This window comes from Nocardioides sp. NBC_00368 (assembly GCF_036090055.1).
In the GTDB taxonomy this organism is placed as follows: Bacteria; Actinomycetota; Actinomycetes; order Propionibacteriales; family Nocardioidaceae; genus Nocardioides.
The window spans coordinates 1,226,478-1,249,362 of the sequence record NZ_CP107970.1 but is presented as its reverse complement, the minus strand read 5'-3'; the positions used below and the strand labels follow the sequence as shown (position 1 = coordinate 1,249,362).

Sequence of the window (22,885 nt, the reverse complement as noted above, 5' to 3'; positions counted from 1 at the left end):
CACCGGAGCATCTTCATGAACCGAACCTCCCGGCTCGCGATCGCGGTCGCAGTGGCGACGGCCTTCCTGGCAACCGCCTGCGCGGCGGACCCAGACCCCAACCCCTCAGCGGCAGCCGACAAAACCACCGACGACCGCTCGGTCGGCCACATCCATGGCCTCGGCATCGACCCCGCCGACAACAGTCTCTATGTCGCCACCCACTTCGGGCTCTTCCACGTTCCAGACACCGGCAAGCCGCGCCGAGTCGCCGACCGATGGCAGGACACCATGGCGTTCACCGTGGTTGGCCCTGGCCACTTTCTCGGCAGCGGACACCCCGACCTGACCGAAGACCTGCCGTCACATCTGGGGCTGATCGAGTCCACCGACGCAGGCGCAAGCTGGACACCGCTCGCGCTGCAAGGTGAGGCCGACTTCCACATCCTCGAACCGGCCGGCGACGTCCTCTACGGGTTTGACGCCACCACGAAGCGCCTGCTCCGCACCGAGGACCGGAAGCAGTTCGAGGAGATCTACGCAGGCGACCTCATCAGCGTCGCCGCCACCGGCGAAGCCGGCCAACTGTTCGCAACCACAGGCAAGGGCCAGCTGATCAGCATCGACGCGTCCTCGGGACAGACCCGCGAGCTCGGCGGCCCCATCACTGCCTACCTCGACGCCACTGCAGAAGGCGGCCTGGCAGGCATCGGCCCTGACGGTGTCGTTCGGATCAGTGACGACGCGGGCACGACGTGGCAGGAGGCCGGATCGATCGGTGGCCAGCCGGCGGCCTTCACGATCACCGAGCACGGCTGGTACGCCGCCACGTCGAACGAAGCATTCCACTCCGATGACAACGGCGAGACTTGGAAACAGGTCCTGTAGGTCGGGGAGACGATGAGCAAGCACCGAAATCCATCTCACCGACGCCGGCAACCTCGCCACGGCCGGCGTACGGCCGAGGGTTCCGCCGGCCACGCTGCGCTCGCGGTCCTTCTCACCGGCCTGGCGATCACCCTCCCACTCGTCGCCATGGCGCGCGACAGTCATCCCGCCACGAAGAGTGCGCGCGCCCCGACGTCGTCGATTGCTGCATCGCCCTCAGCTTCGCCGAGCTCCGGGACAACGCTCCCCGATGGCGAGGTCGCTGCAGCCGAGGGAGATGTCTCCCGACCCAGCACACCACCCGCGACGTCGATGGCGATACCTGAGCGCGGGTCGGGGAGCTTTGAGGTCGCGGCCGCTCCATCTGGTCCACTGGATGAGGCGACGACGTACCGAGTCGAGGTGGAAAAGGGACTGCCGTACGCCACCAAACAGTTCGCTCGATTCGTCGAGACGACTCTCGCCGACGACCGCGGCTGGGCGGCCGAACACCGGCTCGCACGTGTCGACGGCCACGCCGACCTGCGGATCGTCCTGGCCACGCCGGAGACCGCCGACACCTTGTGTGCTCCGCTTGACACCGATGGCAGGTTGTCGTGCCGCAACGGCAGCGATGTCGTTCTCAATGCCTGGCGGTGGCACTTCGGCGCCGACAGCTACGGCAACAAGCTGGTGGCCTACCGTCGCTACGTGGTCAACCACGAGACCGGCCACGCGCTCGGCTACCCGCATGCGGAGTGTCCAGGCGAGGGCGCGGCTGCTCCGGTGATGCTGCAACAGACCAAGGGGCTGGACGGATGCACCGCCAACCCGTGGCCCGCCCGGGTGGATCTGGCCGATCACTGACCTGAGCCCTGGATTGACTGAATGCTCGCCAAGCGGGCTGCATGGCCCAGCCACGGTGGGGTACCTGTTGGGCATCGGGCCAATTGGTTCGTGTACGACAGCACCATCGACGAGAGGAATGCTATGCACACCGTCGTGCAGATGCTGAAGACCTACCCCAAGGACCTGGGCGGCATCGACACCACCCAGCTCACGAAGACGATCCAGACGCTGGCCGAATGCGCTCAGGCCTGCACAGCGTGCGCGGACGCCTGCCTCAGCGAAGACAAGGTCGCCGACCTGACCAAGTGCATCCGCAGCAACCTGGACTGCGCCGATGCCTGCTCTGCGACCGTCAACGTCCTGTCGCGGCACACCGGCTACGACGCCAACATCACAAGGGCGTTCCTGGAGGCGTGCGCCACCACGTGCAAGGCGTGCGGTGACGCGTGTGCCCGCCACGCCGACATGCACGAGCACTGTCGCGTCTGCGCCGACGCGTGCCGAGCCTGCGAGCAAGCCTGCCGAGACCTGCTCGCAAACCTCGGCTGACCGAAGTTCGCCAACCGCTGAGGTCGATGACCGCGCTGAACGTTCCAGCGCACCCTCAGCGCCACATGTCGGTGCCAGCGATGAGTAGATCCGCTCGCAGCTGCTGTCGGATCTCGAGCAGCACCAGCAGGACGAGTCCTACCCCGATCACCCAACGCCGGCGTTGCGGCGTCCACGAGAACCTAAAGGTGAGCCACCGTCGGCCGAGGAGCCCGACCAGGCTACGCAGGACCGCGAGCACGGCGCCAGCAACGATGACGATACTGAGCGGGTTGTATCTCCACGCCTGGACGAGGTTGCCTTGGGCCGCGTAGCGAGCTGCTCGAGTGCCTCCGCAGAGCGGATCCATGATCCCGACCTTGTGCAACGGGCCGTGAAGATCGACGGGCGGAAGACCAATGAGCGCCATCGAGATGGCGGCGACGAGAGCCGCCAGAGCCAGGGCAGTGAGCCACCAATGGCGGTCGCGACACTCGACGTCGAGTCGCAAGAAGGGGCTGGTGGCGTCAGCTGCGTACGGCATACGGATCCTTGTCGGGCTGGAACGACTACGGCACAACTATGCCCCGCTCAGCGTCGAACCGGGGCGGACAGCGGCGCGCGCCGCCCGGTCCTTACGCCAGCCATATCTCGTCAGGCCGCGGGGCTTGTAGATGTTCAGCATCATGATGCCGATCAGCAAGACGAGCCCAACAACGGCGTGCAAGATATCGCTGCCCATCACCAGCAGTTCCCCCTCCCCCGCCGTTCGGGCCCGCTGGGTCTGAGCGGTGACGTCGGGCATGTGCATGATCAGGACTGTGGTGAGCACGACCGTGCCCACCAGCGAGATGACCACCCAGTAGTGACGCAGCAGTCCCCACTTCGTCACCGCGCCCATCAGCACGCCGGTGGCAAGCGATCCAAGAGCGAGCGGCACGATCGCGTACCAGCCGACGACCTCCATCCCGATCCACGATGCTCGAACAACCGCGGGATCGTCCGTGGCCGGCACCGCGAAGGCCAGCGCCAGATAGGCACAGATCGAGCCGATCCAGCCCACCGAGCAGCTCAAGTGCAGGGCAAGCAGGAGCCGTCGTAGCCGCGGGCCGACAATCACAGGCCGGTCCCATGATCGATCTCTTCCCCGATCGGGGCGGAGCGCATGCCGCCGATGTGGCGTCCTGGCCCGTGGTCGCCACCGAGGGCGAACATCGCCAGCAGGGCGATCAGCACCACTGCAAGCAGCACCACGAGAAGGTACTTGACCCACGACGGCATCCCCGGGGGTACGTCGTCGGGCTTCGGGCTGTCATCGGTGGCCATTTACTCAGTCCTCGTTTTGTAAGACAATGTGTCTACGTAAATATGCATGGTGTCTCCATGTAAGACAAGGCGTATCGTCGAGCCATGCCGAAACTCTGGAAGGACACGGTCGCCGAGCACCGGCGCGATGTCCGAGCGGCGATCCTCGAGACCGCCTGGATGCTGGCGGGCGAGCATGGTGTCCGTGGCGTGACGATGGGCCTCGTCGCCGAGCGGGCGGGTATCAGCCGGGCGACTCTGTACAAGTATTTTCGCGGTGTCGACGACATGCTCGTGGCCGGTCATGCCGAGCACGTCGCGCAGCACTTCACACATCTTGAGGGGCTCCGTGACGAGGCGAGCTCTGCCGGGGCCGGCCTGTACGCAATGCTCCAGGGTTATGCACGGATCTGTTTCCACCGAGGATCCTCAGCCGCGTCCGACCTACATGGCCTGGTCCACCGCGGAGACCAGCACCGGCGCAACAGCGCGGACCTGACCGTGCTGTTTGCCAAGGCCGTACGAGACGCGCAGGAATCCGGTCAGGTACGGCCCGACGTCGCGACCGAGGAACTGGCCGCCTACAGCATCCACGCGCTCGAGGCCGCCGGGCAGGCATCGGGGGCCGACGAGGTCGACCGCCTCGTCGACCTCGTCGCTGAATCTCTCCACCTCCGGGTGGAGACCGCCGGACCCGGTCACCATTAGGGCCCGACGGTCGATACCGTCCCGGACTGTCCGGACTCAGACGCAGGCGTGCACGGGCCAGCGACTTGGTGGACTTACACGGCGTGCACGCATGCGCACTGGCATGCAGCGAGGGTGCCTTCGGCGGTATCGGCGGCCGTACGGACGAGCACGTCGACTCCGCGGCCACGATCCGTGGTTCCGGCCGTGGTTCCGGCCGTGATTCCGGCGCTGACTCCGGCCGCGGTTCCGGCTGGCTCGGCGGCCGGCACGGTGTCGGCTGCGTCCACGTCGCGCGTCCACAGCACAGGTGCGGCGGTGGCGCCGATCGCGGCGAGGATGGCGAGGATGGTCCAGGTGGTGGTGAAGCCGGCGTTGGTGGCGACCCATCCTGCGATGGGATAGGTGATCAGCCAGGCGAGGTGGGACAGGGAGAATTGGGCGGCGAAGACTTGCGGGATGGCGTTGGGTTCGACCGACCCCCGGAGCACTTGTCCGGTCGGGGTGATGATGAGTGCCATCCCGGCGCCGATCGTGAGCCAGATGGCCGCGGTGAGCGGCGGTATGGCGAGACTCGCCGCGGCTGTCGCGAGTGCGACGAGGACCCCGGCCACCAGAACGGCAGCTCCGGTGAGCATGACGACCCGTTCGGCGACGCGGTCCAGGATCCTGGGGAGGGCGAGGGCCGCCAGGAGGGTGCCCGATCCTGAGGCGGCGAGCATCCAGGCCACGTCGGACTGGGTTCCGCCGAGCACGTCGCGGACGTAGTTGACGGTGTTGACCACGACGATGGATCCGGCGGCCGCGACCACGAGGTTCAAGGCCATCACAGCACGCAGACTGGGCGTGGCGGTGAAGGTTCGGATCCCTGAGACGACCCGGTCCAGGGGGCTGGTGTGCTGGCTGGGGCGGGCGTTGGGGATACGGGTCGAGAGCACCAGTATCGCGGAGGCAGCAAACCCGATCGAGGTGCCGAGGAACAGCAGATTGAAGGACATGACCGCGAGCGCGACACCTGCGAGCACCGGACTGAGCAGGCTCTCCATGGTGTAGGCGACCTGCGATGCGGAGAGTGCTCGGGTGTAGTCGGCCTCTTCGGTGACGATGTCGGGGATGACCGCCTGGAAGGTGGGAGTGAATGCCGCAGAGGCGGTCTGTAGCACACCGATCAGCACGTAGATCTGCCAGACCTCGGTGACGAACGGCAGGGCGAGCACCACCATGGCACGGACCACGTCGAGGACGGTGAGGAACAGGCGCCGAGGCAACCGATCAACGTACGCCGCTGCCAACGGCGCGACCACCACGTAGGCGACCATCTTGATGGTCAACGCGGTCGCGAGCACAGCACCTGCGCGAGGACCAGCCAGGTCGTAAGCAAGCAGACCCAGCGCGACCGTGGCCAGACCGGTTCCGAACAGAGCGATCACCTGCGCGCTGAACAGGCGCCGGTAGTCGCGGATCGCGAACAACCCCATGGCTCTAGCCCCTTTCTTGTGCCAGGTCACTTCCTTGTCCTGGCGTGGTGGTTCGTTCGAAGAGAACATGTCTCTTGCCGCTGTCTCTGGTCTGTCCGGCCACCGTCGAGCCGGGCGTGTGCCTCGCCGGTCTGGAGTGCGACCGGGTGTGGTCGGCTTGGTATTCCGGCAGCAGCGGCTCTCTTCGTGGATCTGACACTCCCGGCCCCGTCGCCGCGCGTTCACCGGTGGCGCGGCGACGGGTCCGGGAGATCGGCCGTGCGGTCTCAGGCGGTGGCGAGCTTGTAGCCGGCGTTTTCGACCGCCTGCTTCACGGACGCGTCGCTGATGTCGTTCTCGCTGGTGAGAGTGATCGCGCCGGTGGCGAGGTCGACGTCGACATCGAGGATGCCGGGGATCTGCTCGACCTGGTCGGTGACCTTGCCGGCGCAGCCGCCGCAGGTCATGCCGGAGACGGTGTAGGTGGCGTTGGTTGCCATGGGGTGAACCTTTCTCGTGGGTTCCGCGCCCGGGTTGGGCCGGTTGTTCGGTCCTGCCGGCGAGGCAGGTCCTCTGGGATCCCGATTCGTCTCGAGAATCCAGAAGTGTGGGGTCAGGCGTTGACCGGCTCGGGCCGGGACGCTTCGGTGACGTCGGTTTCGGTTCGTGGGTCGCTGTTGGTCGCTCGGAAGCCGCGCAGCCGCAGGCTGTTGGACACCACGAACACCGAGGAGAACGCCATGGCGGCTCCGGCGAGCATCGGGTTGAGCAGTCCGGCGGCCGCCAGCGGGAGTGCGGCGACGTTGTAGGCGAAGGCCCAGAACAGGTTGCCCTTGATGTTGCCCAGGGTGCGCCGGGCGAGCCGGATCGCATCAGCGGCGACGCGGAGGTCTCCGCGGACCAGGGTGAGGTCGGATGCTTCGATGGCGACGTCGGTGCCGGTGCCCATGGCCAGGCCGAGGTCGGCCTGAGCCAGTGCCGCGGCGTCGTTGACACCGTCCCCGACCATGGCGACGGTCTTGCCCTCTTGCTGGAGTCGTTTGATGACATCGACCTTCTCCGACGGCATCACCTCAGCGATGACGGTGTCGGGCCCGGCCTCGATGCCGACGGCGGTCGCGACCGCCGTGGCGACGGTGGCGTTGTCTCCGGTGAGCAGCACCGGGGTCAGCCCCAGGCTGCGCAGCTGACTGATCGCCTCGGCAGAGGTCGGCTTGATCGCATCGGCCACGACCAGGACCCCGCGGGCTCGCCCGTCCCAACCGACAGCCACCGCGGTCTGGCCCTTCTCAGCAGCGTCGGTCATCGCCGCCTCCAGCGGCGGCGTCAAGTGCTGGGACCACTCAGCGAGCAGCCGCGGCCGTCCGACCAGGACGGCGTGCGAGACCTCCCCGTCGACGATGATCCCCTGCACCCCCAGACCTTCGATGTTGGCGAAGTCTTCGACCGCCGGGAGGTCACCGACCTGAGCGGCCGCGCCCTTGGCGATGGCCTGTGCGATCGGGTGCTCGGACGCGTTCTCCAGGGCGCCGGCGAACCGCAGCAGCTCATCGACGTCCTCACCGTCGGCGACGACCGTACGTACCAGGGTCATCTGACCGGTGGTGACGGTGCCGGTCTTGTCCAGGACGATGGTGTCGACCTTGCGAGTGGACTCCAGCACCTCGGGGCCCTTGATCAGGATGCCGAGCTGGGCGCCACGGCCGGTCCCCACCATCAGGGCGGTCGGCGTCGCCAACCCGAGCGCGCACGGGCAGGCGATGATCAGCACGGCCACCGCAGCCGTGAACGCTGCAGCGATGCCACCACCGGTGCCGGCCCAGAACCCGAAGGTCGCGACAGCCAGGCCGATCACGATCGGGACGAAGATCCCCGAGACCCGATCCGCCAAGCGCTGGGCCTGAGCCTTGCCGTTCTGGGCGTCCTCGACCAGCTTGGCCATCTGCGCCAGCTGGGTATCAGCACCAACACGCGTGGCCTCGACCACGAGCCGCCCACCCGCATTGACGGTCGCGCCGATCACCGTGTCGCCGGGGCCGACCTCGACCGGCACCGACTCCCCGGTCACCATGGAGGCATCCACTGCTGAGGAGCCTTCGAGGATCCGGCCGTCGGTGGCGATCTTCTCCCCGGGCCGGACCACGAACCGGTCACCCGCTGCCAGCTGGTCGACGCCGATCCGCTCCTCGGTGGGTCCGGTGGGACCGTCGCGGAGGACCGACACCTCCTTCGCGCCGAGCTCGAGCAGTGCCCGCAGGGCTGCGCCGGCGCGGCGCTTGGAGCGGGCCTCGAAGTAGCGCCCTGCCAAGATGAACGTGGTCACCCCGGCCGCTGCCTCGAGGTAGATGTTGCCGGACCCGTCCGTGCGAGCGATGGTGAGCTCGAACGGGTGGGTCATGCCCGGCGCACCGGCAGTGCCGGAGAACAGCGCATACAGCGACCAGCCGAGCGCAGCCAGCGTGCCCATGGAGATCAGCGTGTCCATGGTCGAGGTGGCGTGCTTGAGGTTGGTCCAGGCCGCCTTGTGGAACGGCAACGCGCCCCAGACCACCACCGGCGCGGCGAGCGTCAATGAGAGCCACTGCCAGTAGTTGAACTGCAGCGCCGGGATCATCGCCATCGCGATCACCGGCACGCTCAGGACCGTCGAGACGACCAGCCGGTTGCGCAAGGCGTGTACAGGGTCTGCCTCGGCGCCGGCCTCCGAGGTCGCCGCCTGACGCGAGGTTCCCTTCGGCTCGGGAAGTCGCGCGGTGTAGCCGGCTTGCTCGACCGTCTCCACAAGCGCGGCCGGCTCGATGCCGTTGGCGTAGGTGACCTTGGCCTTCTCGGTGGCGTAGTTGACCGTCGCGGTCACGCCCTCGAGCTTGTTCAGCTTGCGCTCGATGCGGTTCGCGCACGAGGCGCAGGTCATACCACCGATCGCAAGCTCGACCTGGTTGCCGGGGGCACCGCTCTCGGGCATGACGTCATTGAGCGCGCTCATTGTCTCTTCCTTCCTCACCGAATGCTTCTCGTTCTCGATGCGTGTCGGCTGGTTCTGGTCAGTGGCTGTGACCGCCGTGACCTGCCGAGCCGGAACCGCTGGGCTGTGCGGTGGACTCACCTGCCTCGGGCTCCCCCGACGCGGGCGCGGACCTGCCGGCCTGGACGGTGAACTCGGCAGTGCGGACCACGCCGTCGTGCTTGAAGTCCAGGTAGAGGCGATACGGTCCGGCAGACGGCGCGGTGGCGAAGAAGGTGATGTCCGGGCCGGGCTTGGTGATGCCGTCTCCCGGCTCACCTTCGGGGTGAACGTGCAGGTAGGCCAGGTCTCCCGAGCGCAGCGCCACCAGGTGTCCGTACGCGGCGAGGTAAGGCTCCAGGTCGGTCACCTGCTGCCCATCCCGGCTCACCGTCAGCGTCAGCTCCGAGGACTCTTCGGGAACCAGCTGCCCCTTCAGCGTGACGGTGTAGCCGTCGACCTCTGCAGTCTGGCTGACGGGCGGCAGCGGCGCCGGCTGGTAGGTGCCTGGGACCGAGATGTCGCTGCCCAGCGTCATGGTCTCGCCATGGGCGGTGGCCCGGAAGTCGGCGAAGACCCGCCACGCTCCGGGCGTGAGGTCGAGGTCGGTCGTCCACGTGCCCGCCTCGTCGCCAGACCTGGCCAGCGTGGGGTGCACGTGCTGGAACCCACTCATGTCCCGCCGGACGGCGATGAAGTGGAGCTCTTTGTCATGGGTGGGCTCGTAGTCGGTGACGGGCTCTCCGTCGGGACCCGTCACCCGGAACTTCACCGAAGTACGGCCGGCAGCCAGGATCGCCGAGTCCAGGTCCAGCGTGTATCCGTGCTCCGAGACCATCAGCCCGCCGGGCAGCTTGCTAGCACCCCCGCCGTGGCCGGCGTGCCCGCTGGCTTTGCTGTCGGTGTTGTCGTGGCCGGCCTGCCCGTGGCCCGCGTTCGTGGTCATGTCATCTCCTGAGTGGTCGGTGTTCTGTGCGGTTCGGCCGATCGGCCCGGTGGCGTTGCCGACGCCGAACGCGACGGCGAGAACGGCAGCAAGAGCGGCGATGAATCCGCCGAGCTTGAGCGAGGTCTTCACGTGGAGGCTCCTTAGTCGGGACCCATACGGTCCTGGTGTCAGTAGTGGCTGTCCGTGTAGGCGATGCCGCGGGTCAGGAGCGGACCAAGCGGGCGATGGCGTCGGAGGCCTCTTTGATCTTCTCGTCGGCTTCCGTCCCACCCGCGGCCGCTGCCTGCACCAGACAGTGGTTGAGGTGCTCGTCAAGGAGCGCGAGGGACACCGACTGCAGAGCCTTCGTCACCGCAGACACCTGCGTGAGGATGTCGATGCAGTACTTCTCGTCCTCGACCATCCGCTGCAGGCCACGAACCTGGCCCTCGATGCGCCGCAGCCGCTTGAGGTAGTCGTCCTGGCGGTGCATATAGCCGCGCTCACCTTGGTGATCGTGACTTCCCATGGTCATTCCTCTGCTGCTCCAACGACATCTGTTCGACTGTCCGGAAACCATACCCCGGTACGGTATATTCCTGCTGTGCGAGAAACCATACCCCCCTAAGGTACGGATGTCCACCGCGACAGACCCACCGATAACGTAGAAGGAGCGCGCATGACCGACGACTCGGCACCCGAAGCCAACAGTCAGACCAAGCCCACAACGATCAAGACGGTCGACAACGGACCACTCCAGATCAAGGGTGCAGCGCAGCTCGTCGACCACGACGGCAACAGCTACGACACCGGCAAGACGATCTTCCTGTGCCGCTGTGGCGAATCCAGGAACAAGCCGTTCTGCGACGGCTCCCATGCCAAGGTTGGCTTCGTTGCTGGCCAGCGTGCGGCCGCGGCAGAACAAGCACAAGACGCCTAGGTCGGTCCGCACCTCCACCTCTGGCCCGACAGCTGACTGCCGTCGGGCCAGAGGCGCGACACCAGCTCCCCAGGCTTGGCCATCACCGGTTCACTCTTGAACGAGGATCGCGTGGCCGCGCGGCTGCGGGGTGAGTCGAGACGGCTGGGACACGACTCCGACCTTCATTGGGTACCCGCGGTCCTGGCTGGCTTCCCTTGCGGTGCTGCGGCCTGCGAGGAGCTGCGTGCCGACCGCCTGACTGGGCCCGCCAGCGCTCCGGGACGAAGGGCATCGCCGGCGCCCGGGCCGATTCGCCGCGGGATGCACGGGCCGTGGCAATGGCCGGCGCCAAGACGAGCAGAGCCGTCGAGGCCACACAGATCCCGGTGATCAGCACGCCGACGGACGGGGTGAGTAGCGCCATCGCACTTCCGGCCATGAGCGGTCCGAGGAACTGCCCGCCGAGGAGGAAGCTGTTGGCGACGCCGAGATACCCGGCACGCTCGTGTTGGCCCGCCTTCTGCGAGGCATACAACATCAGTGACTGTGCCAGCGCGGCGAAGCAGAAGCCCTGAATGAACCGCAGCGGCACCAACGCTGGCAGCCAGCCGACAGCTGCCTGGATGAGCACTGTCCCGGCGGTGATGCCGCTCGCGATGGCCAGCGTGCGCAGCGGAAGACCGGTCTTGTCGTTGACCTTGCCCCACCACAGGGAGCCGACCAGGGTGCCGGCCCACATCACTGCATGGAGCCCGCCCACCCATGGCCCCGCGTGTTGGGGTTCGGCCACCAGTTCGGTGACGAAGTCGGCATAGATCGGGATCAAACCGTAGACGCCGAAGAAGGCGAGGAAACCCCCGGCCAAGGGAACCCAGCCGATCCGAGAGCACACGGACGCTAGAGATGCCCGGGCCGGTTCTGAGCCCGTGGACGGCTGCCGTGCAGCGTGCGGATTCCGCAGCCGGAGCGTGCAGACAGCCCCGAGCAGCAACGCCGCGACGGCGATCCCGATCAGCAGCGGCCGGAGATCACCGGTGGCCACCAGCGTGCCGCCGGCAACCGGACCAGCCAGGGCGCCAGCTGCCGTGGCGCTGTAGGAGCGACCCAGTGCGCGCCCACGGCCGCCCTCCGAGGCCGCAGACCCCACATACGCCGCGGCTGCCTCGACCACGCCTCCGAGCGTGCCCTGCACGACCCGTGCAGCCAGCAGGGCCAGTGGACTGCCGGCAACGGCCATCAGAGCCATCGCCAGACACAAGCCCACCAGGGCGCGGACCACCATCCACTTGGGACCGATGCGGTCGCCCAATCGGCCCCACAGCGGTGTGGTGATCGCCAGCGGGAGGGCGGGAGCCGCGATCGCGGCCCCCGCCCAGACCCCGACGGTGGCGTCGGAGGCGCCGAGCGATGCCATGTACAGCGGCATGATCGGCACCAGCGCCATCAGCCCGGCGGTGTTGACGAACTGGGAGATCCACAGCAGCCCCATGTCCGTCCGCCGCAGGGTCATCTGCTCTCTCACGCCCGCGTTGACACGTCCAGTCGCTGACCCGCCATCCCGCCGACCGTGGAGACCGTCTCGAGCCACTGGTCGTCATAGACCAGATCGAGGTACCGCTCCCCCCGGTCCGGCAGCACCGTCAGGACACGGCTGCCAGGCGGTGTGGTCGGCAGGAACTGCGTAATGGCTGCGACCACCGCGCCGGATGACCCGCCACCCAGGACGCCCTCGGTCGCGACCAGGTGCCTGCAGCCCAGCGCCGCTCGAGCATCGTCGATGTGGACCACGTGGTCGATCTCCGAGCGGCTCAGAAGCTCGGGCACGCGGCTCGCTCCGTAGCCGGGAATCTCTCGAGGACCCGCCGGCGCACCGAAGATGACCGACCCGACCGCATCTACGGCCACGACCTGCATCGCGGGATACCGCTCGCGAAGCCGCCTGGCCAGTCCCAGGATCGAACCGGAGGTGGATACGGCTGCCACCAAGTAGTCCACCGGGGTCTGGATTGCGTCGAGGACCTCGCGACCGCTGGTCTCGTAGTACGCACGCCAGTTGAGGTCGTTGGCGTACTGGTTGACCCACACGCTGTCCGGGCTGGATTCTGCGAGCTCCCGGGCCCGGCGGACCCGGGTGTGTAGGTAACCACCGCTCTCGTCTCGCTCAGTTACCAGCTCCACGTCGGCTCCTACAGTCTGAAGGAGTCGAAGGTTGGTCGGGGTCGTCTTGGGGTCGACTACCGCGGTGAAGGCCAACCCATGGAGCTTGGCCATCGTTGCCAGCGCCACTCCGAGGTTCCCTGAGGTGCTCTCCACGAGCCGCATCCCAGGTCGAAGATCGCCTGCCGCCAGGCCGGATTCGATGATGAAGCGCGCCGGGCGGTCCTTCATGCTGCCAGCGGGATTGAGCATCTCGAGCTTCGCGATCACCTCTCGGTCCGGGTCCGGAAAGCAGCGTCGCAACCGCAGCAGCGGGGTATCGCCAACGCAGGTGATCAGGGAGTCGTGGATGTTTTCGGGCATGCCAAAGTTCCTTCGTTCATGAAGTCGAAAGGTGCGTGAAAGGTCTAGGAAGGCGTCGTCGAACGACGTCGGCTCCTAGACCCGCTGCACTCCGAGTTCACGAACGGGATGCGGGGTCCACCGCGGCAGATCAAAGGGGTCCTGAGACTGGATGAGCGCCACGGGGCGAGGGAGGACCCACAAGCATCCCAGGGCAGGTGTCAGCGCCGATGCAGCGACTCCAAGACGCGATTGAGTGATCTCGCCGCACTCGTACTCGCCATGAGGATGCTCAACAGCGACTGCGTCCACGTCACCGGCGAAACCGGTCCAAGCGCCGTCGTCCGCATGCCCGACCGCGTCTTGCTCACTCTCGCCGAGATCGGCCGCTGCCAGAGTCACCGACTCAGCAACAGGCTCAACGACGCCATGGTCGGAACCTCCGTGGTGACCGCTGTGCATGCTCAGCAGATGCACTGCAAACACCATGGCCGCCATCAGGGCCACCACGACACGGGACTGACTTGCAGAGAACGCGAAGCGACGAAAACGGGACGAGACGGCCGCGTTGGCACCCGAGTACATACGCCCCCTTGCGTCGTCATCCTCAACAGTCCGGCGCGGCCCAAGTTAGCAGCCGATCCTGAAGAAACCCTGACGCCACGACGTGACCTAGGGCACAACCCGTCGCCTTTGTTTGAACCGGCTTCTGGGGTCGCCGTTCACACCCCGACGACGGGGGCGGTGCTCAGTGTGTACAGACCAAGAGGTTGTACAAGGATCCATCGCGGTCGAGCTCGATCCGTTCGACGGCGAAACCTGCCTCTTGGAGTTGGCCGATGACGTCATCGACTGAGCGCAGTAAGAAGTTCTGCTTGACGAACGGCTGCGATGCCATCCAGTCCGGGTCGGCGATGCCGAGCACGCCGCGGCCATCGGGCGCGAGAACCCGCGACAGCTCCGCGAATGCGGGTTCCAGCTCGGGGATGAAGTAGATCGTGTTCAGGCTGATCCAGCCATCGAGCTCCCCATCGGCGACCGGCAGCGACGACATCGTCGCTTCGTGGAGAACCAGACGTCCTGCAGCCACCGCCTCGCCGAATGTTCGCCTCGCCCGTGAGAGCATGTCGCCAGACGGTTCGATCCCGAGCACGTTGCCGTGCGGGGACGCCGCAAGGAGCAACTGAAGCCCGACCCCACCACCGAACCCCATGTCGGCGACGACCTCGTCGCCCTTCAGGTCGAGTGCCTTCACGGCCGATTCAGTGGCGGTGCGATTGCCCTTGTTGAGAATGCGTGCGACCACGCCTCCCAAGGGACCTGAAGGACTGCCGAGCTGGCGACTGAACGCCCTCAACGCGATTTCGGGGAACGGGATCCTCACGAGTGCCACCATGGCATACCTGCGCAAGCAGTTAGAGGCGCCTCATCTGGCTTGTGCTATCGCCCAGACGAGCCCACGGAGGTCGATCGGGGCCGATGGAGCACCTAATAGCTGTGTGCCGAACGTCAACGTCGGCACACGAGGATAGGAGCACCGCATGCGCACAGCCCACAAGCAGACACACGACATCTACCTCTCTTTGCCCGAGGCAGCCGAAGTCGTTGGCCAGTCGGTCAAGACCCTTCGCCGGCGTATCGCGGCGGGAACGCTGGTTGCGTACCGCTTCGGACCGAGGGCGATCCGCATCAAGCGGACTGACCTGGAGGCATCAGGACACCAGGTCCCGAGCGCCCGCTGGGTGGAGTGACCGTCCTACGCCGCGCTGCCAGATCGGCTCGAGCCCTCGTTGGCGCCCAACTCTCCGACTGCCATCTCCGACAGGCGCTTGGCGAGGTCCTGCATTCGGTCGCGGGCGGCGTGCTGGTAGCGCATCGCGGCGGCGGGCGTCGAGTGGCCGGCGAGGGCCATCAGTTCAGCGATCGTGGCGCCGGCGATCGCAGCATTGGTCAGGGCGGTGTGGCGCAGGTCGTGGAAGTGGAGATCGGGACGACCGGCCGCATGGCGGGCGGCGTACCAACCATGCCCCTTGCGGCGGATCTTCTTCGTCTTTTTGTCGATGACCGGCGCCTGGCCGTAGAAGGTGCTGTGACGGACCTGCCCGCCCTGGGCGTTCGGGAAGAGCAGCCCGTCGAGACCGTCGGCCGCATGATGCTTGAGGTGGTCCTTGATATCGGGAACGAGGTGGGGAGGGATCGGAGCGTCACGGCTGCCAGCATCGGTCTTCGGCGCCTTCACCGTGGCGACATAGCGTCCGTCCGCATCCTTGACCCAGACGACCTCGCGGCGCACGCGGATCACCATGCGCTTGAGATCGATGTCGCGGCGTCTGAGCTCGGCGATCTCGCCGTAACGGTTGGAGCACCACGCTCCGAGCAAGATCATGAGCCGCTGCTTCGCAGGCATCATGGCAACGATCGTCGCGACCTCGTTCAGCGTTGCGGTCTCGACATCGTGTGCAGCACTCACCGACCCCGCTCCTCTCACGTGAGCCGGGTTGGCCGGGATCACGTTGCGCTCGACCGCGGTCTTCAAGATCGTTCGCAGCAAGCCGTACGCATGGGCACGGTAGGTCGGCGTATCCAGAGCAGTTGCGTCGTACCAGTCGTCAACCATCTCGGGCGTGATGTGCTTGACGACCGTCTCTTCGAATGTCGGGAGGATAAAGCGATCCAGGAGATCCTGGTAGTGGTCACGCGTTCGTCCCGCAAGCGGTCGCCCCTTGACCTTGCGCGTCAGCAGCCACCGCTCGGCGAACGCGCCAAAGGTGACCGCCTGAGACTTCTTCTTCGCTGCGCGTGCCTTAGGCGGCGTCCAACCCGTCGGATCTTCCTCGAGCAAGCGACGCTCACGCAGGAGCCACGCCGTCGCGGCGTCACTGTCTTCGAAGGTCATCGGCGCCGGATGGCGCCGGCCGTCCGGACCGGTGTAGCGCGCCTGGATGCGTCCGCTGCCCAACGTATAAAGCTGACCGAACTTGCGCTTGCCCTGCGCCGACTTCTTGACCATGGTCTCCCCTGGATTCCGTGAACGGCTTCGTAGCCGTTCTGTAGCCGTTGGGGGTCAAGATCTGGCCAGTCGTGACCACTTGTGACCCGAAACGCAGCGATGTGTTTTCCCTGATCAGAAGGTACGTTCACGCTGCCGACCAGCACAAAGGCGTCATCCAGGGCGGACTGGTTCAAACCCAGTATCGTCCACCACTGAGAACCCCGCCTGACTGGTCAGACGGGGTTCTTTCATGTGCCTCTCCCCTGCCAGCACCTCGGAGATCACTTCCGAGTCAATCGAACGTATGATCGATTCATGACCCGCACGCCAGGTTCCTCGAAGCCACCCGGCCTTGAGCCACCGATCATCGTGCCCCGCCCGGAGGCGCGGCACTGCTGGCGGCATCTATCGCCCTCGCCGGGGAGCGAAGGCGACCCGGTGTTCCTTCTGGCCTGGGCACACTCACCGGCCGATCAGTTCGGCAAGTACGTGTGGTGGGCTCAGATCGTGCGCATGACCACGCCGACGGACTGGTCGACGGAATGGGTCTCCGCCGACCAGCTGTCGACAGAGCGTTACGCCCCCGGCGAGCCGATGTCCGGTCGACGACCTTCGTCCAACGGGAACCGCTCGGCGCTTCCCGGGGTGTCGTGAGCTCGGTCCCGGCCTCCCCCGCCGCCAGATCGAGCCAGAGGCTCCGGCCCTCACCCGAGTCAGGTGAGGCGACTACAGCGAGGCGGCGCTGCGATGGTGTGGTGAGCAGTCCTGCGTACGTCACCAAGACCCCGCCGAAGGCCCGATGCTGACCTGGCTGCGCGAGCGGGTCCGGTTGCCTCGCCATCTGTTCGACCGTCGCGCGGCCCGGCGTGACGCCGCTGCGGGTGCCGTGCTCGGTATCGAGTCCGTCCCGGACGGGCTGGCCAGCGGCCTCCTCGCCGGGGTGAACCCGGTCGCCGGGCTCTACGGCTACCTGTTCGGCCTTGCCGGCGGGGCACTGTTCACGGGCAGCGCCGCGATGGCGATCCAGGGCACGGGGGCGATGGCGATCATCGTGGCAGACGTCGACCTCGATGCGTACGAGGATCCGGTCCGTGCGCTCGCCACGCTGACGATCCTCACCGGTGTCCTGATGATCGCCGCCGGGGCGTTCCGTCTGGGCCGACTGCTGCGGTTCGTGTCCACGTCGGTGATGACGGGGTTCATCTCCGCGGTCGGCATCAGCATCGTGCTCGGCCAGCTCGACAACTTCACGGGTTACGACTCCCAGGGAGGCAACCGCGTCGCCGCGGCGCTCGACCTGCTGCTGCACCTCCGCGCGGTCGATCTCGCGTCGCTGCTCGTGGGCCTGACGACGGTGGCCGGCATCCTCGTCCTGCAGCGCACCCGGCTGGGCGCCACCGGGCTGGTCGTAGCCGTGGTCGCCGGGTCCGCCCTGGCCGCCGTGCTGAACGCGATCGGCAGCGACTCCGTGGCTCTTGTCTCCGATGTCGCCGACGTGCCCGGCTCGTTGCCGCTGCCGGTGTTCCCGGACCTATCCGCCGCGCTCGATCTGCTCCTCCCTGCCGCCTCCCTCGCCTTCGTCGGCCTCGTGCAGGGCGCCGGCGTCTCCGCGGGTTTCCCGAACCAGGACGGTCCGGCGCGTCCCTCTCGTGACTTCATCGGCCAAGGCGCGGGAAACGTCGTCTCGGGACTCTTTCGGGGTGTGCCCGTCGGCGGGTCGATGTCGGCCACCTCGCTGGTCGTGAGCGCGGGCGCCCGGAACCGGTTCGCGCTCCTGGTCGCGGCGGGCGTCATGGCGGTGGTCATCGTGCTGCTCGGAGACGTGGTCGAGCACGTTGCGATGCCGGCTCTGGCAGGGCTGCTGATCGTCGTCGGGGTCGGCACGATCAAGCCGGCCAAGCTGCTCGCGGTCGCCAGGACCGGGCCGGTGCCGCTGACGGTGATGCTCACGACCCTGGTGCTCACGCTGCTGATGCCGCTGCAGTACGCCGTGCTGGTCGGCGTCGGGCTCTCGGTGCTGCTGTTCGTGATCGGCCAGTCCTCGCGGCTGGTGACCCGCCGCCTCGTGCTCGGCGACGACCATCGGGTCATCGAGACCAACCCGCCTGCGCGCCTCGGCGACCGCGAAGTGGTGGTGCTCCAACCGTACGGCCCGATCTTCTTCGCCACCGCCTCCGCGCTGCGCTCGCAGATGCCGGAGGTGACCCCCGCCTCGCGGAGATCTGTGGTGATCCTGCGGCTCCGTGGCGCAGACGAGGCCGGCGCGACGCTGCTCGAGGTGCTGAGGACGTACGCCGCCGAGCTCGCCGACCTCGACAGCCGGCTGGTCATCGTCACCGACAACGAGCGGCTCGTCCGCCAGCTCGAGTCAGACGGCACTCTCGGCACGGCGGGCGCCGTCTACCAGGGCAGCGCCGTGATCTGGGAGGCGACCCGGCGAGCCTACGAGGATGCGGTCGCCTGGGTGGCACAGGACGCCGAGAAGACCGCAGACCAGGAGCGGCCGGCGGTCACGGGAGCCCATCGTGACCCGCACCGGGGCGACTGGCCTCCCGACCAGATGGCCCTCTAGCTCAGCGCAGGGTTCCCAGACCCGTTTCCGCCGCCGTCGGCCGCTGAAGAAGCGGATCTGATCCCGGTCACCTGAAATAGGTGATCTTGTCGATCCTTCGGCCATCTATGTTGAGAACCGTCGCGGGACGGCCAGACGACGACTGGGTCGCCCGACGACGACACGGTGCCGCTCATCACACTCCCCCAGCACGAGCGCACGGCACGGACACTGGCAACTGAGCTCTGGCTGAGGGGAGGGGTTGTGCAGCGCAGCAGGTCGGCGCCCGCTACAGACTCGACGACAGAAGGACCCGCACCGATTCCGCGCCACGAGGCGCCGGTGGCGATACCCAGGTCGAGTTCCGATGACAACTCAGGCAGCGCCCCCTGGCCCCGCCTCCCGAAGGTCTACGTACCACGCCGCTCGCTGTGGGCCGAACTCGACCGCTCTGTCGATGCCGCGATCACGCTGCTGATCGCGCCTGCAGGTGCCGGCAAGACCCTGGGGGTCGCCGGATGGCTTCGGGAACAGACCGGCGACGGGCCTCGGCGCGCGCAGCGCTGGGTCGACGGCGACGACTCGATGAGCCCCGAGCAGCTCTCCGGCATGCTCGACGCCGCATCGGCAGCCGACGGCACGCCCCAGCGCGTCATCATCGACGACGCGCACCTGCTTCCCGCATCCACGCACCGGATGATCAACGAGAGGCTCAACGACGACCCCGACTCGATGCGGCTGGTGATGATCAGCCGTTGGGACCTGCCCTTCACCAGGCTCGTGCCGGAGCTGCTCGGGGACCTGTCGGTCATCAGAGGCAACGTCCTGCGGCTGAGCGACGCCGACGCCGAGGCACTCATCGTGGAGCACGCCCGCACCCCGTCGAGACCCGTCATCGACGCCATCACCCGGCAGGCACGCGGCTGGTGTGCCGCAGTGGTCCTCGCGGCCCGGTCCGTTCATGCGAGCCCGCCGGGCAGCGCGGGCGAGACCGTCTTCGAGGACGGAACCGTCGGTCTCGGTGACCGGGTGGCGAGCGAGGCGTTCGCATCGTTGTCCGCGGGAGCGCGACACCTGCTGCTGTGTACGTCCGCCGAGACCGTCGTCACCGCCAGGACCGCCGCGCACCTCTCACAGGACCCGAGCGCCGGCGACACGCTCGCCGATCTGGAGAGCACCGGGCTGCTCGTGACCCGCGCGGTCCCGCTGGTCCCCGATGCCGAGGAGGCGTATCGGATCCATCCGCTGCTCGCGGAGGTCGTACGCCGCCGGCTGGTCGCAGGCGGGGTCGACGTCGCCCGGGCGCGATCTACGGTGGTGCGTGCTGTCCGGATCGACCGGTCCCAGGGCGAGGCCCGCGGCGCGCTGATGCGGCTGGAGGCCGTCGGGGCCTACGAGGAGATGGCGGTCGTGCTCGCCGAGGACGGCGTCAAGTCGGCGTTGCGTGGCGACGGCGACCGGCTCAGCGCCTTTGCACGCAACCTCGCCGAGCACGTCGAAACGACCCCGAGGACGTGGTTCGCACTCGCGATCGAGGCGTGGCTCGACGGCGGCGTACCCGAGGCCGAGCACTGGTTCGATCGATGTCTGGCGGAGTCAGCGGCTATGTCGGAGGAAGAGCTGGCCTGCATCGGACTGATGCGGGCGCGACTCGGCCTCGAGCCTCTGAGCGACGCGGCGGACAGGGCGGTCGCGGTGGTCCAAGGCAGGCACGGCGCCGGCGGGGCGGCTGACATCCTGCCGCAGCTGCTCACGGAGCTCGGCATCACGCAGGGCTGGCTCGGTCAGCTGTTGGAGGCGGAGCAGAGCCTCACCTCGGCGATCGGACTGGCTCGCAGCTGGAACATGCCGGCGGTCGGTGCCGCTGCCTCCAGTCATCTGGCGATGACCGAGTACATGCTGGGCCGCGAGGCGGCCTGCGGGGAGATCGCTGACGAAGCCGTCGCACTGCTCGAGCGGGCTTACCGAGGTCGCCCGCAGAGCCCTCGTAGCGACTTCATCCGCACCCGGACGGCGCTGGCCACGGCACTCGCCCGCACCGCACGGTGCCCCTGGCTCGAGCTGGAGCCCATCCCGGCCGCGGCGCTCCATCCCGCGGACCTGTGCACCCGGTTCTGGATGAGACTTCGCGAAGCACACGTCACCCTGTCCGGCCACTCGGTCGTGCGCGCCCGCCAGATCCTCGAGGAGCCGTTGGACCTGCCCGGGTCCTTCCCGCTGCCCGACCATCTGCAGGTCGCTCTTCTGCTCAATCGGGCCGAGCTCGCCGCGCTGGCGACCGATCGGCGTTCGCTGAAGACGGTCGAGGCCGCGCTCACCGAGCACGGGATGACCGGCGAGGCAGCGCTGGCCAAGGCCCTGCGCGCCGACCTCGACGGAGACCGGCGGCTCGCCGCGGACCTCTTCGACACCGCCGCGCAGCAGACGACCTGGTCCCAGCCGATGACTCGAGGGATCGCGCTCGTCGGCCGCGCTGAGCTGCTCCACGAGCTGGGCGACACGGCGGCGGCCGCGGAACTGCTCCAGCAGGTCGCGATCGAGACCGAGGTGCGCCAGAACGCAATCCCGTTCCTCGGCTGGACCCGACAGGGGACGCCCGTCCAGACCATGCTGGGTCGGTTCCCCGCGCTCCGGCCGCATCGCTGGGTCGGCAGGATCTCGTCCGGCATCGCGAACCTGACCAGCCTGACGACGTACTTCGATCAGGGCACACCCCGGCCGACCGAGACCGTCGACAAGTCGGCCGGGCCGCTCCCGGGGCTCAGCGCCCGGGAACGCGACGTCCTTCGTGAGCTGGCCCGTGGATCGACGTACGCCGACATCAGTGCCACGCTCTTCGTCTCCGAGAACACGGTGAAGACCCACGTCAGCAGTCTGTACGCCAAGCTCGGCGTCTCGCGACGCAGTCAGGCGCTGGCCGTGGCGAGGAGCCTGAACCTCATCTGACCTCGGCCTCGGTCGTCTCACCGTGAACCGGCTGCCGGGCCAGCACCTCGACGACCAGCAGCACGACACCGGCGATGAGCACGAGGGTGAGCGTCCAGGCGCCGGTGGGGCGGTCGGCGAGGGCGTAGGTCACGACGGCGAGGCCCGCGATCAGAACCCTGATCGCGGTGCGGTGGCGGCCGAGGAAGGCACCGACTGGCCCGGTGCCCAGGCCCGCGCTGTCGGAACGGGTGCGGACCACCGCCAGCGTCCGGGAGGCGCCACGGCGTAGGCCGAGCGCCGAGGCCGAAGGGCCGCTCACCCACGCGACCAGGGCGACGGCCAAGGAGATCACCAGGACCGCGCGCAGGTTGAACCTGATGAACCGCACGACGGTGTCGTAGAAGACCGCCGCGGCGTCGATCGAGAGGCCCTCGGCGCTGACCGCGTTGAGGTAGAAGGCCCGGAAACCATTGAGCGCCAGGCCGAGCACGAGCATCGAGCCGGCGACCACCAGTGCCGCCGCGAGCAGCGTGCGCCGCTTGCGCGTGCTGATCACGAGAGCGGTCCCGAGCAGCACGAGGGCCGCGATCGGCAGAGCGCGTGCCAGCGCGGTCAGGAGCTGGAACCCGCTCTGGGCCCTGGGCAGCTGGTCGGACTCGAACACCGTGAAGCTCGCGTTGATCTCCGGGATCCTGGCGGCGAGGCCGAAGCCCTGCTCGATGAGCCGTTCCTTGATGACCTCGATGAAGGCGGCGAGATCGATGGTGACGGCGTTGCCCTCCAGACGTACGGCGCTCTCCTTCCCGGTGAGCAGCGCGACCATCTGCGCGTGCGCCTCGCGGTTCGCCTCGTCCCAGGCGACGGCGAATGCGTCAGAGCGTACGACCTTGTCGACCTGATCGGCGATGAAGTCGTCCGCTGCGTTGGCGAGCGGCGTCGAGAGCGTCTCCAACCCGTCGGCGGCCTGCGGCCCGAGGCCGCCCTGCCGCAGCGCCTCGACGATCCGCATGATGATCTGACGGATGTCGACCCGGGTGGTGAGCTCCTCGGTGATCCGGTTGGCGATCGCCTTCTGCATCGCTGGGTCGGATGCCAACGGGGTGACCGTCGCCACGTAGCGGTCGGTGTCACCCACCTCGTCGCGTGCCCAGGTCGCCACGACGGCCAATGGGCACAGGAGAGCCAGCAACGTGAGGCACAGGGTCACCACCACCCCGCGCCACCAGCCACCCCTGCGCGTCGGCCCAGGGGTGGCTGCGGACGGCTCGGCCGCAAGGCCCATCTGGCTCTCGAGCGCAGCGACCTCCGCGCGGAGCCGGCTGAGGCGATCTAGCTCACTCTCGGTCCGGTTGTCATCCGCGCGTGGTGCCGGCTCCTCGCTCATCCCGA

General features: G+C 67.8%; 23 protein-coding genes. 9 read left to right on the top strand and 14 right to left on the bottom strand.

The window, feature by feature from the left end:
- Positions 1–15 precede the first annotated feature (15 nt).
- The 3 genes from OG984_RS05870 (at position 16) to OG984_RS05860 (ending at position 2,244) form a co-directional block, all read left to right on the top strand.
- Positions 16–867 carry a F510_1955 family glycosylhydrolase gene (locus OG984_RS05870; RefSeq protein WP_008359912.1) on the top strand — a complete coding sequence of 284 codons (852 nt, stop codon included), beginning with the start codon at positions 16–18 and terminating at the stop codon, positions 865–867.
- 12 nt (positions 868–879) lie between these two features.
- Complete coding sequence (locus OG984_RS05865; RefSeq protein ID WP_328530692.1) at positions 880–1,713, top strand: DUF3152 domain-containing protein; 834 nt, start codon at positions 880–882, stop codon at positions 1,711–1,713.
- 90 nt (positions 1,714–1,803) lie between these two features.
- The gene (locus OG984_RS05860; protein WP_328530691.1) at positions 1,804–2,244 is read left to right on the top strand and encodes a four-helix bundle copper-binding protein; all 441 of its coding nucleotides are present in this window, start codon (positions 1,804–1,806) and stop codon (positions 2,242–2,244) included.
- A 55-nt stretch (positions 2,245–2,299) separates the two neighbouring features.
- On the opposite strand, the gene OG984_RS05855 is transcribed toward OG984_RS05860, so the two are convergent.
- From OG984_RS05855 to OG984_RS05845, 3 genes are read right to left on the bottom strand one after another with little or no spacing between them, the layout of a single operon-like run.
- Positions 2,300–2,767, bottom strand: a complete 468-nt coding sequence (locus tag OG984_RS05855) for a DUF2752 domain-containing protein (protein WP_008359918.1) — start codon at positions 2,765–2,767, stop codon at positions 2,300–2,302.
- 36 nt (positions 2,768–2,803) lie between these two features.
- Positions 2,804–3,343: a DUF2269 domain-containing protein gene (locus OG984_RS05850; protein WP_328530690.1), complete on the bottom strand. Its 540-nt coding sequence runs from the start codon at positions 3,341–3,343 to the stop codon at positions 2,804–2,806.
- Positions 3,340–3,549 (bottom strand): hypothetical protein, encoded by a 210-nt coding sequence (locus OG984_RS05845; RefSeq protein WP_008359922.1) that lies wholly within the window; start codon positions 3,547–3,549, stop codon positions 3,340–3,342. The genes OG984_RS05850 and OG984_RS05845 overlap by 4 nt, the downstream gene beginning before the upstream one ends.
- Positions 3,550–3,633: 84 nt before the next feature.
- Here OG984_RS05845 and OG984_RS05840 point away from each other — a divergent pair, with 84 nt between their 5' ends.
- Positions 3,634–4,236, top strand: a complete 603-nt coding sequence (locus OG984_RS05840) for a TetR/AcrR family transcriptional regulator (RefSeq protein ID WP_008359923.1) — start codon at positions 3,634–3,636, stop codon at positions 4,234–4,236.
- 74 nt (positions 4,237–4,310) lie between these two features.
- Here OG984_RS05840 and OG984_RS05835 read toward each other — a convergent pair whose 3' ends face one another.
- The 5 genes from OG984_RS05835 to OG984_RS05815 all read right to left on the bottom strand — a co-directional run bounded on the left by OG984_RS05835 (position 4,311) and on the right by OG984_RS05815 (position 10,133).
- Positions 4,311–5,693, bottom strand: coding sequence for an MFS transporter (locus OG984_RS05835; RefSeq protein ID WP_008359925.1), 1,383 nt, complete (start codon positions 5,691–5,693; stop codon positions 4,311–4,313).
- 266 nt (positions 5,694–5,959) lie between these two features.
- The gene (locus tag OG984_RS05830) at positions 5,960–6,172 is read right to left on the bottom strand and encodes a heavy-metal-associated domain-containing protein (RefSeq protein ID WP_008359926.1); all 213 of its coding nucleotides are present in this window, start codon (positions 6,170–6,172) and stop codon (positions 5,960–5,962) included.
- A 113-nt stretch (positions 6,173–6,285) separates the two neighbouring features.
- On the bottom strand, positions 6,286–8,658 hold the full coding sequence (locus OG984_RS05825) for a heavy metal translocating P-type ATPase (RefSeq protein ID WP_328530689.1): 2,373 nt from the start codon (positions 8,656–8,658) through the stop codon (positions 6,286–6,288).
- A gap of 58 nt (positions 8,659–8,716) precedes the next feature.
- Entirely contained in the window at positions 8,717–9,754 is a 1,038-nt protein-coding gene (locus OG984_RS05820) for a hypothetical protein (protein ID WP_328530688.1), read from the bottom strand.
- A gap of 73 nt (positions 9,755–9,827) precedes the next feature.
- Positions 9,828–10,133 (bottom strand): metal-sensitive transcriptional regulator, encoded by a 306-nt coding sequence (locus tag OG984_RS05815; RefSeq protein ID WP_328530687.1) that lies wholly within the window; start codon positions 10,131–10,133, stop codon positions 9,828–9,830.
- 150 nt (positions 10,134–10,283) lie between these two features.
- Here OG984_RS05815 and OG984_RS05810 point away from each other — a divergent pair, with 150 nt between their 5' ends.
- Positions 10,284–10,544, top strand: a complete 261-nt coding sequence (locus tag OG984_RS05810; RefSeq protein WP_008359934.1) for a CDGSH iron-sulfur domain-containing protein — start codon at positions 10,284–10,286, stop codon at positions 10,542–10,544.
- An 82-nt stretch (positions 10,545–10,626) separates the two neighbouring features.
- Here the strand turns inward: OG984_RS05810 and OG984_RS05805 are convergent, their stop codons facing one another.
- From OG984_RS05805 to OG984_RS05790, 4 genes are all read right to left on the bottom strand, one after another.
- Positions 10,627–12,048, bottom strand: coding sequence for an MFS transporter (locus OG984_RS05805; protein ID WP_050800848.1), 1,422 nt, complete (start codon positions 12,046–12,048; stop codon positions 10,627–10,629).
- Complete coding sequence (gene sbnA, locus OG984_RS05800) at positions 12,045–13,046, bottom strand: 2,3-diaminopropionate biosynthesis protein SbnA (RefSeq protein WP_008359937.1); 1,002 nt, start codon at positions 13,044–13,046, stop codon at positions 12,045–12,047. The genes OG984_RS05805 and sbnA overlap by 4 nt, the downstream gene beginning before the upstream one ends.
- A 75-nt stretch (positions 13,047–13,121) precedes the next feature.
- On the bottom strand, positions 13,122–13,610 hold the full coding sequence (locus tag OG984_RS05795) for a hypothetical protein (protein ID WP_040755490.1): 489 nt from the start codon (positions 13,608–13,610) through the stop codon (positions 13,122–13,124).
- 163 nt (positions 13,611–13,773) lie between these two features.
- Positions 13,774–14,409: a class I SAM-dependent methyltransferase gene (locus OG984_RS05790; protein WP_328530686.1), complete on the bottom strand. Its 636-nt coding sequence runs from the start codon at positions 14,407–14,409 to the stop codon at positions 13,774–13,776.
- Between the two features lie 157 nt (positions 14,410–14,566).
- On the opposite strand from OG984_RS05790, the gene OG984_RS05785 reads away from it, so the two are divergent.
- Positions 14,567–14,776 carry a helix-turn-helix domain-containing protein gene (locus tag OG984_RS05785; protein WP_008359944.1) on the top strand — a complete coding sequence of 70 codons (210 nt, stop codon included), beginning with the start codon at positions 14,567–14,569 and terminating at the stop codon, positions 14,774–14,776.
- A gap of 5 nt (positions 14,777–14,781) precedes the next feature.
- On the opposite strand, the gene OG984_RS05780 is transcribed toward OG984_RS05785, so the two are convergent.
- Complete coding sequence (locus OG984_RS05780; RefSeq protein ID WP_328530685.1) at positions 14,782–16,035, bottom strand: tyrosine-type recombinase/integrase; 1,254 nt, start codon at positions 16,033–16,035, stop codon at positions 14,782–14,784.
- Positions 16,036–16,332: 297 nt separating this feature from the next.
- Here OG984_RS05780 and OG984_RS05775 point away from each other — a divergent pair, with 297 nt between their 5' ends.
- The 3 genes from OG984_RS05775 (at position 16,333) to OG984_RS05765 (ending at position 21,514) form a co-directional block, all read left to right on the top strand.
- Positions 16,333–16,671 carry a hypothetical protein gene (locus OG984_RS05775; protein ID WP_328530684.1) on the top strand — a complete coding sequence of 113 codons (339 nt, stop codon included), beginning with the start codon at positions 16,333–16,335 and terminating at the stop codon, positions 16,669–16,671.
- Positions 16,672–16,816: 145 nt separating this feature from the next.
- Positions 16,817–18,589 (top strand): SulP family inorganic anion transporter, encoded by a 1,773-nt coding sequence (locus OG984_RS05770; RefSeq protein ID WP_328530683.1) that lies wholly within the window; start codon positions 16,817–16,819, stop codon positions 18,587–18,589.
- A gap of 321 nt (positions 18,590–18,910) precedes the next feature.
- The gene (locus OG984_RS05765; RefSeq protein ID WP_328530682.1) at positions 18,911–21,514 is read left to right on the top strand and encodes a LuxR C-terminal-related transcriptional regulator; all 2,604 of its coding nucleotides are present in this window, start codon (positions 18,911–18,913) and stop codon (positions 21,512–21,514) included.
- Here OG984_RS05765 and OG984_RS05760 read toward each other — a convergent pair.
- Entirely contained in the window at positions 21,507–22,880 is a 1,374-nt protein-coding gene (locus OG984_RS05760; protein ID WP_328530681.1) for a hypothetical protein, read from the bottom strand. The two genes, OG984_RS05765 and OG984_RS05760, sit on opposite strands and share 8 nt — an antisense overlap.
- Positions 22,881–22,885: the final 5 nt, after the last annotated feature.

Coding starts and splice junctions, on each gene's coding strand:
- OG984_RS05870 (WP_008359912.1), top strand. CDS start 16: ATGAACCGAACCTCCCGGCTCGCGATCGCGGTCGCAGTGGCGACGGCC.
- OG984_RS05865 (WP_328530692.1), top strand. CDS start 880: ATGAGCAAGCACCGAAATCCATCTCACCGACGCCGGCAACCTCGCCAC.
- OG984_RS05855 (WP_008359918.1), bottom strand. CDS start 2,767: ATGCCGTACGCAGCTGACGCCACCAGCCCCTTCTTGCGACTCGACGTC.
- OG984_RS05845 (WP_008359922.1), bottom strand. CDS start 3,549: ATGGCCACCGATGACAGCCCGAAGCCCGACGACGTACCCCCGGGGATG.
- OG984_RS05840 (WP_008359923.1), top strand. CDS start 3,634: ATGCCGAAACTCTGGAAGGACACGGTCGCCGAGCACCGGCGCGATGTC.
- OG984_RS05835 (WP_008359925.1), bottom strand. CDS start 5,693: ATGGGGTTGTTCGCGATCCGCGACTACCGGCGCCTGTTCAGCGCGCAG.
- OG984_RS05830 (WP_008359926.1), bottom strand. CDS start 6,172: ATGGCAACCAACGCCACCTACACCGTCTCCGGCATGACCTGCGGCGGC.
- OG984_RS05825 (WP_328530689.1), bottom strand. CDS start 8,658: ATGAGCGCGCTCAATGACGTCATGCCCGAGAGCGGTGCCCCCGGCAAC.
- OG984_RS05815 (WP_328530687.1), bottom strand. CDS start 10,133: ATGGGAAGTCACGATCACCAAGGTGAGCGCGGCTATATGCACCGCCAG.
- OG984_RS05810 (WP_008359934.1), top strand. CDS start 10,284: ATGACCGACGACTCGGCACCCGAAGCCAACAGTCAGACCAAGCCCACA.
- sbnA (WP_008359937.1), bottom strand. CDS start 13,046: ATGCCCGAAAACATCCACGACTCCCTGATCACCTGCGTTGGCGATACC.
- OG984_RS05795 (WP_040755490.1), bottom strand. CDS start 13,610: ATGTACTCGGGTGCCAACGCGGCCGTCTCGTCCCGTTTTCGTCGCTTC.
- OG984_RS05785 (WP_008359944.1), top strand. CDS start 14,567: ATGCGCACAGCCCACAAGCAGACACACGACATCTACCTCTCTTTGCCC.
- OG984_RS05780 (WP_328530685.1), bottom strand. CDS start 16,035: ATGGTCAAGAAGTCGGCGCAGGGCAAGCGCAAGTTCGGTCAGCTTTAT.
- OG984_RS05775 (WP_328530684.1), top strand. CDS start 16,333: ATGACCCGCACGCCAGGTTCCTCGAAGCCACCCGGCCTTGAGCCACCG.
- OG984_RS05770 (WP_328530683.1), top strand. CDS start 16,817: ATGCTGACCTGGCTGCGCGAGCGGGTCCGGTTGCCTCGCCATCTGTTC.
- OG984_RS05760 (WP_328530681.1), bottom strand. CDS start 22,880: ATGAGCGAGGAGCCGGCACCACGCGCGGATGACAACCGGACCGAGAGT.